The organism is Sphingomonas sp. Ant H11 (genome assembly GCF_000797515.1).
Lineage (GTDB): Bacteria > Pseudomonadota > Alphaproteobacteria > Sphingomonadales > Sphingomonadaceae > Sphingomonas.
Genome location: NZ_JSBN01000058.1, coordinates 21,952 through 28,127, shown reverse-complemented (window position 1 = coordinate 28,127; position 6,176 = coordinate 21,952). Strand labels below are relative to the sequence as shown.

The 6,176-nt window shown below is 63.2% G+C and carries 3 protein-coding genes and 4 pseudogenes; all 7 read right to left on the bottom strand.

Features of this window, described 5'->3' with window-relative positions:
• A pseudogene (locus NW75_RS11755) lies at positions 1-256 on the bottom strand (PRTRC system protein E); the annotation flags it as partial.
• A 33-nt stretch (positions 257-289) separates the two neighbouring features.
• Positions 290-1,926: pseudogene (locus NW75_RS11750) on the bottom strand (PRTRC system ParB family protein).
• A 123-nt stretch (positions 1,927-2,049) separates the two neighbouring features.
• The gene (locus tag NW75_RS11745) at positions 2,050-2,316 is read right to left on the bottom strand and encodes a hypothetical protein (RefSeq protein ID WP_033965418.1); all 267 of its coding nucleotides are present in this window, start codon (positions 2,314-2,316) and stop codon (positions 2,050-2,052) included.
• Positions 2,317-2,375: 59 nt separating this feature from the next.
• Positions 2,376-2,753 (bottom strand): annotated as a pseudogene (locus NW75_RS11740) (DUF932 domain-containing protein); the annotation flags it as partial.
• A gap of 85 nt (positions 2,754-2,838) precedes the next feature.
• Positions 2,839-3,726, bottom strand: coding sequence for an HNH endonuclease (locus NW75_RS23790; protein WP_052192371.1), 888 nt, complete (start codon positions 3,724-3,726; stop codon positions 2,839-2,841).
• Positions 3,727-3,728: 2 nt separating this feature from the next.
• Positions 3,729-4,685: a reverse transcriptase domain-containing protein gene (locus NW75_RS23785; protein WP_081988745.1), complete on the bottom strand. Its 957-nt coding sequence runs from the start codon at positions 4,683-4,685 to the stop codon at positions 3,729-3,731.
• Between the two features lie 612 nt (positions 4,686-5,297).
• Positions 5,298-6,113 (bottom strand): annotated as a pseudogene (locus NW75_RS11730) (DUF932 domain-containing protein); the annotation flags it as partial.
• Positions 6,114-6,176 lie beyond the last annotated feature (63 nt).

The window sequence follows — 6,176 nt, the reverse complement described above, 5'->3', positions numbered from 1 at the left end:
GGCCGCCGAAGCGAGTGCCTTGCGGCCGCGATGAGCTGGCCGAGCGCGCGTCCTCGCCCTTGGCGAGTTCGGCGTCGATGTCCGCGGCGCTCGCCGTGAGCGAGATCGGGCGGGTTTCGCCGGATTCGAGCTTGTCGGCCGCGCCTTCATGCCTGCGGGGAATGACGGTCAGGGTGACGGTGTCGTCGGGGCCGGCGACGAGATCGAAGCCGAGCGAGTAGCGCGCGAGCAGCGGGAGCAGGGTCGTGATCAGCATGGACGCGTTTCCTTATTTGGAGCGTGCGGGAAATCAGGCGGCGAGTTCGGTGATCGGCGCTTGGGCGAGCGGTGCGGCGTTGACCGGGGGTGGCCCGTATTGGCCGTCGAGGGTCATCGCGCTGGGCAGGCGGCCGGCCCATTCAAAGCCAGTTCGATTGAGCATGCCGGCGACAACATCCGCCTTCTTGGAGCCCAGGAGCTTGGCGAACGCTTTCTCGCCCATGTGCGAGACTAGGCCGGTTTCCTGGGCGATGAACCTGAGTTCGTCTTTGGTGTACCGCTCCAGGAATGCCTTATCGACCTGCCAGACGTCGCGCAGATCGACGTCGAAAGCGCGGGCGAGATCGGCGACGTGCCCGAAGTTCAGCACATCCTTGGCATAGGCTGCGCCGATCGCGGAAAGCACGGTCGCGGCTTGGCCTTCAGGCAGCGTGCGGATCTCGGCAATCTTGGCGCTGTACGTAAGTTCCGGGAAGGACGCGCGACGAGCAGGCCCGCGCGTCCCTTCAGGGTTTCGCCCTTGATCTGCGAGAGCGTCCCGGACATCGCTGCGACGAGGACGGCAATATGCGCCTGTGCGGCATTGGCCGCGAGCGCCCGGGCGAGCGCGGTTCGCCACGTCGCTTCGCGAAGATCGCTGGTACGGCTGGCTATGGACTTGACGGTGACGGTCGGCTTGTGCGCGGTCGAGACGCCGCTCACGGAAGGGGGCGGCGTCGGGGTCGCTTGTGCGGACACGTGCGCCCCGGTCGTGCCGGGAGACGGGGCTCGCGGGTTCTTGGAATCGGCCCCGCTCTCGTCGATGGCATCGTCCTGCTCGTCATCCTCCGCGTCTTCGTCAGCGTCTTCGTCAGCTCGTGGAGCTGCGGCCCTTGCCGCTTTTTCGGCCCGCTCCTGCTCCTCGAAGCGGATCGCTTCGGCGGTTTGCGTCTTCAAATCGAAGCATCCGGGATTGGTGCAATGCCCGTCATCGACATGAGTCTCGAACAGAGTCCGCTGGGCGGCCGAGTTGAACGGGCAGGTCGTGCACTCGGTCTTGTCGAAACAGGCGGCGCCGAGGTTCTGCGTGACGCGCATGAGGAGGTCACGCGTTTTGTTCACATCGAGGCCCGAGCCGAGGATCGTCTCGAGGGCCTTGTCCTGCTTGTCGGCGGGGATGGCGGCGAGCAGCTCGGCATGGCCGACCTTGATCCGGCGTTCGTCGAGCGCGAGCTTCACGGCGTCGGAAAGTTCGGCGAGCGCCAGACGACGATCAAGCTTGGCCCGGGACCATCCGAGACGCCGTGCCGCCTCGGCGCGATCGTTCTGGCAGGCCGCGAGGTAGCGGACGGCGGCATCGGCCTGCTCGGTTTCCGAAGGATCATCGCGGTCGTCATTTTCAGCGATCGCGGCGTCGAGGGCCTCCTGATCGGTCATCTCGCGAATGATGACGGGCACTTCAGCATCGGGGCCGTAGGCTTCGAGGCCGGCCCTGTAGCGGCGTTCGCCGGCGACGATGGCGTAGACCTCGCCCTTCGGACGCAGCAGGATAGGCTGCAACATTCCGCGGAGGCCGATCGAGGCTACAAGCTCGTCATGCTTTTTCCGATCGAAATAACGGCGGGGGTTATCCCCCTTCGTGATGAGGGAGAGCGGCAGCGTGGAGCGGGTTGAATCTGGTGTGTTCAAGGCTGATCTCCTCAGGGAATGTGGCAGGGCCGTGGCTCGGGTCGTGCGTCCTCATTTTGACGCGCCCGATCCCGCTCCCTCCCCCTCATCTTCATGGCGGTTTGTCGCCGACGCCCGCAGCGGTCAGACCGGTGTCGGTGCGCCGCCGGATGCGGGCGGCGGCCCGGGGTCATCTGAATCGGGCGACGTGATCTCGATCGTGCGGCTGAGATCGGGAACCCGTTCGTCATGGTAGACGCTATGGTCGGCCAGGCCTTCGGCGGCAGCCTGGGGATCCTGGCCTTCGGGAAGGTCGATGATGAAGGTCTCGACGGCGAAGCATTCGCCGTCGGAGAAGAATTGGACGCATATGCGGAACGCGCGCGTCGACGTCGCCGAAATCTCGGTCATGGCTGGGCCTCCAGATAGCAAAGGAAGAAAAGGTGCCGGGCACGCCGGCACCGCACGTTTCAATTGGCGCGTTCGAGCAGTTTCCGCGCCTTGCCCTCGAACTCTAGGCGATCGTTCTGATGCGTCTTTCCGCGCGCGACGGCGGTGATCCCCTGGACGAAGTCGTAGAGCGAGGCTGCCGGATGGCCTTCCTCGTCCAACACCGTCGCGATGATCTTCGCGGTGTCCGACTTGGAAAAGCCACGCTTGCGGAGGAACGCCTCGCGATCGTCATCCTTGCGGGCGACGATACGTTCCCGTGCCGCGCGGACGCCCTGCACGAAGGTCAACGGGGAGGAGTCCGCGAAAGTCTCGAGCGCCGGTGCTGCCTCATGGGCAAATCGATTGGCCGCGAATTTGGAATGGCGGATGGAGATTTCCTCGAAATTCTCGACGCCGTCGGGTAGGGGCGAGGGTTCCCAAAGGGATGATCCTCTACCCCTCCCACGAAACCGGACGTGATGGTTTCCCATCATCCGGCTTCTACGCTTGCACCATGCGATCCAGTCGTTCCTGCAATCGCCCGGCATGATGCGCGACGTGGCAGTCGTGGCAAAGCACCGTGCGCTTGCGCGTCCGGGCCGCCTTGACGCGGGTCCACAAGGTGGTCCCAGCCATATCACTCATCTTACGGACGTGATGCACCTCCACCGGCACATCTTCCGTACCGCACGCCTGACATGCCCTTGCTCGCAAGCGGTCGACGATGTCGTTCCGTCCTGCGAAGTGGATATGTGCAAGCGTTTGGCGGTCGACGCGCGCGGATGCCGGGGTTGACCGAACATCCTTGAGGCGGAACATCGGCATGAAGCGCCGCTGGTGGCGGCCCTCATACCACAGGCCGAGGCTATCCCCATTCCGGAGCCTCTCTGCCGTCTTCCGAACCGAGCATTTGTGCTTCCGCGAGATGGTCTTCATGAAGCTCCACCACCAGAGGTGATGCAGCCGTCCGACTTCATCTTTCCAGAGCGTGCCGAGCTTATAATACTCGGCCAGCCCGCGCATCAGCGCATTATATCCGGTCAGGATCGCGACATCGGAGTTGTTGATCAGTTCGCAGCGTGCCTCGCCCCGGTTGGTATATATATTGCCGAGACGTTGCCGTTCTGCGAACCGGGCTAGCCTGTCCACCGGCACGTGAAGCTGCATACGATCTCCGGGCAAGCGCATGGTGACGGCACGGCCGCCCTTGATCATGCGCCTGGTTCGCCCATCGCCATATGTTTTCAGCTGATAGCCGAGGAACATGGCACCCTCGTCCGCCTTCCTGATCCCGCTCTTCTCCTCAGACACCTCGAGCTTCAGACCGTTGGCGAGGAACGTCCTCACCTCGGCCATGATGCCGCGGGCGTCTTCCTTGCTGCCGATCACGCCTATGACGAAGCGTCGGCATAACGGCAGTAGCGGAGTCGGCGGTAGTTGGGGTCGAACGGGTCGAGAGCCGGCTCTTCGAGCCGTCGCCGCTCCCATTCCCTGATCTCTTCGACGAGCGCCGGGATTTCCTCCTCTTGGCCATTGGCCCGCCGCCGTTCGATCTTTCTGCGTCGGATCTGGATCTGCTTGGAGATTTCGAGATAGGCATCGCTGCGCCGTCTCGTCTGCCCCTTGTCGAACCGCGCTTTCACCTCCGCCATGAACCTATCGAGTTCATGGAGGTAGATGTTGGCGAGGACCGGCGAGATCACGCCGCCTTGCGGAGCGCCGCTGAACGTTCGGTGGAACGTCCAGTCTTCGAGGTAGCCAGCCTTGAGCATACGCCCGATCAACCGTATCAAACGCTCGTCATCGATGCGCCTGCGTAGAAGACCCAGCAGGATGTCATGGTCGATGTTGTCGTAATAGCCGACTATATCGACCTCGATCAGCCACTTCACGCCATGCCATGTACGCCTGATTTCAGTCAGGGCGCTGTGACATGACCGCCCCCGGCGGAAGCCATGCGATTGATCGGCAAAGACCGGCTCATAGACATGTTCGAGCAAAATCTTCACCGCCGCCTGCACCAGCTTGTCGTCGGCAGTAGGAATGCCCAACGGGCGTTTCTTCCCATTGGGTTTGGGGATGTATTGCCTGCGGGCCGGAGAGAAGCGATACGAGCCGTCCAGCACGGCGGTCATGATCCGTTCCATCCTTTCGAGCGAGAAGCCGTCGAGGGTGTTGTCGGGATCGATGCCGGGCGTGAGCGCCCCCTTGTTGGGAGCGACCTGCCCATAGGCCCGTTCCCAAAGGAGCGGACAGCCGAGCAGCCGGAACAGACCGTTGATACGCTTTCCCTGGCGTGACAGGTCGATGATTGAGTCAAGTCTCTTCTCTACGGTGAGCGGTTGCATCAGCAGACCTCCGTTATGAAGTTGAAAGACCCAGCAAGCGCGCCGCCCTTCACCCGCGCAGAGGAGATTCCCCTTCCGGTTGCCCGGCCGGTTTCACTCATGCCCGTCCATCCGTGGATGGCTGTCCCGGTCATTACCCCGGGCGTTTGGCTAATATGGCGGCTCCGTCGCCTTACGGGACACCGGAGAGGTGCCCGCTTAGGCGATCCCATGTTTACACGATCAGTGAGATGCGACGTGGGTAGGTGGCCCGTTCGATCGTTGGCCTCTCGACGAGAGGTGGACCGTGCGACCAAGTTTAGGAGGACGCTATGGGGTAGTCCTCCCTTCGCACGGCATGACGCGTCAACCATTGCTGCGTCACGACCCGAATAAAGTTCCTGAATCTGGGCTTCACGCAATCCAGCATTCACCATGCACGTCTTGCCCTGACGTCCCGATAGCCTACAATGGTTTCGGCCCGGAGGACGCCTTGTCCCAACATGCTGTTGTCCCCCGCCGGTTTCCCGGTCGCAACCATTGCTGGTCGAGGTAAGTTGGGTGGGCATCAGGCTTTCCTTGGTTTCCTGAGAAGTCATCCTTCACTCAATTGATCGCGCCACCATGGCGCACCCACAAATTGCGATTCTGGCACACGGCCCTGAGATAGAAGGACGCGATACCAAGGGTCTTGGCGCCCACTTCGCTGTTCCAGGCATAGAAGCCCCTGAAATAGAGATCGGGCGATCCATCCGCGAGCTTGCCGGCTTCGATCGGATTCAGATCGTCGACGAGGAAAAGGAAGACGTCGCGATCGGAAGCGTAGAGCGTCGTGGTGTCCTTGGTGATGTCGACGCGCGGATTATAGACGCCGGTCGACCAGTCGAGGACACCGGGCACTTTCCAACGGGTGTCGCCGGTGCCGTTGCCGGCGATGCGCTGCACGGCTTCGACCAGCTCGTGGTCGTAGATCCGGCCGTAGTCGGGGCCGGTCACGGCGCGCAGCTCGACGCGGCCGTCGTCGGTCTCGAGGGTCTTGATCTGCTCGGCGCGGTGGGCGGTCAGCCCATATTGCAGGTTGATGCCGGCGAGCGCGGCGGGGAGCTGCCGCAGATAGGCGGCCGGCGCGCCGACCTGGCTCGCGAGCTGACCGAAACTCCAGTGCGTCGGAGCGATGGGCTTGTCGGCGCCTGGTAGGATCAGGGCAAGCCGTTCGGGATCGGTGCGGCTGGCTTCGACATGGATAAGCGCGGATTCGACAACGCGCGTTCGGCTGCGCTCGGTGCGCTCGCGGACGGTCCGGCCGAGTTCGGCGAGCGAGAGATAGCGCTCGTCGTCGGGTCGCGAGAACCACTCCGAGGAAACCCGACCGATGCGCTCGCCGCGGTTGATGTCCACCTTCCAGCCGCCACTCACGTCGCGCCGGGCATCGAGAACCTGCATGTTCATGGGATCAAACTCCATGACGGGCGCGGAAGACTCTCTCCCGACCCTCAACCCGTCACGGAAATC

Bases quoted from the DNA above. Each gene is read 5' to 3' on its own strand.
- NW75_RS23785 (WP_081988745.1), bottom strand. From the start codon at position 4,685: ATGCAACCGCTCACCGTAGAGAAGAGACTTGACTCAATCATCGACCTG.
- NW75_RS11745 (WP_033965418.1), bottom strand. From the start codon at position 2,316: ATGACCGAGATTTCGGCGACGTCGACGCGCGCGTTCCGCATATGCGTC.